Source organism: Peribacillus muralis (assembly GCF_001439925.1).
Lineage (GTDB): Bacteria > Bacillota > Bacilli > Bacillales > DSM-1321 > Peribacillus > Peribacillus muralis.
Genome location: NZ_LMBV01000063.1, coordinates 1 through 1,231, shown reverse-complemented (window position 1 = coordinate 1,231; position 1,231 = coordinate 1). Strand labels below are relative to the sequence as shown.

Annotated in this window: 1 protein-coding gene; it reads left to right on the top strand. The window is 39.5% G+C overall.

Features of this window, described 5'->3' with window-relative positions; all coding sequences use genetic code 11:
• Positions 1-1,023: IS110 family RNA-guided transposase (locus ASU00_RS24075; protein ID WP_057915958.1), on the top strand; the 1,023-nt coding region annotated here is incomplete at its 5' end.
• Positions 1,024-1,231: the final 208 nt, after the last annotated feature.

The following is a 1,231-nucleotide window of genomic DNA, read 5'->3' as shown; positions in this document are numbered from 1 at the left end:
CATTACTGGATTAATCTTTCGAAATGGCTATTTAAACAAGGAATTGAGGTAGTAACGGTAAACCCTCACTTAGTAAAAAGAAATAAAGAAAACCGTGATAATACTCAGTCGAAAAGTGATAAGAAAGATGCCCTGGTCATCGCTGATATGGTGAAGAATGGTTACTACTCCTTCGTCAGGGACACTTCAGAATCATTTGAAATACTTAGGGTCCTTATGTCTAACCGTGATGTGGTAGTTAAACGACTCGTTAGCACTATTAATCAATTAAACCGTTGGGTTGATATTGTCTTTCCCGAACTCAGGCAGGTATTTAAAGACATTACTGCTAAAGGGGCAATTGCCACACTTCGTTTATTTCCATCTCCAATGGAACTGCGTTCCCTGAAACCTGATGATGTTGTATCAGGATGGAAATCAATAATGAAGAGACAGCCTGGATTAAGGAAAGCCCAATTACTTCTTCAGTTAGCTAGGAAATCTGTCGGCACAAGACAGGCTCTTGAAGCGTATAAATTTCATTTGGAACAATTATTAGAGGAGTATGATTTCGCAGTCTTACAACTCGAAAGAGTGGAACAAGAGGTTAAGGATGTATTAAAACAAATACCTTTTGCCAAGAAGCTGCTTGCCATTAAGGGAATTAGTGAAATTTCTTTAGCCGGAATATTAGGTGAAGCAGGAGATCTAAGTGGTTTTTCACACGGTAATTCTTTACTTCGGCACGCTGGGTTGCATCTGGCTGAAGCAAGCTCTGGTAAGTGGAAAGGCCAAATTGTCATCTCTAAGCGAGGACGATCCAGGCTAAGACGTTTCCTTTACTTAGCCACCATGAGCCTTGTGATGAATAACACGGAATTTCGAGCTATTCACTCCCTTAATGTTAAGGTGAAAAAAATGAAGAAAATGAAATCAATTATGAAATTGGTAGGTAAGCTAGCCAGGATATTTGTTGGAATAGCACGCAGAAACGAGGCTTATTGTGCAGATAAAGTTCAACCTATTACTGAACTGGTTGCATAGTTTTAAAGGGGATTTTTTAATTGGGTTCTCGAAGGGAACCTTCAAAAACTTATTTTCATAGACTTTTTTTACGAATGTTGGCTTATTCGTAGGATTTCAAATATGTACGGAGTACCAGATTTCTTCAACAAAAGGGCACTGACCCATCAGGTTAGCATAACTGGCCTCCACCCCTTGGATAGGCATGACGAAGGAATGATAGGGCAAT